Origin of the sequence: Gulosibacter sediminis, from assembly GCF_014904065.1 — a bacterium.
In the GTDB taxonomy this organism is placed as follows: Bacteria; Actinomycetota; Actinomycetes; order Actinomycetales; family Microbacteriaceae; genus Gulosibacter; species Gulosibacter sediminis.
Genome location: NZ_JACXJG010000044.1, coordinates 1 through 216, shown reverse-complemented (window position 1 = coordinate 216; position 216 = coordinate 1). Strand labels below are relative to the sequence as shown.

Genomic DNA, 216 nt, shown 5'->3' with positions numbered 1-216 from the left:
GTGACGCCAGACGTGCTCGTCAACGCCGATCGTGGTCACCCCATCGAACCGGGCAGGGTCCTCGATGAGTCGGCGCTTGCCCTCGGCGAGCACCGCGGTGTTCGCGGCGCTCCAGGACACCCCGAGGCCCGCGGCGACACGGGTCACGGTGAGGTGGTCGATGACGACGCCCCGCAACGCCCACTCCACGCCGAGGCGGGAGATCTTCGCCCGCGG

1 pseudogene is annotated in these 216 nt (G+C 71.8%); it reads right to left on the bottom strand.

What is annotated here, in order from left to right:
• Positions 1–216 (bottom strand): annotated as a pseudogene (locus ID132_RS12880) (ISL3 family transposase); the annotation flags it as partial.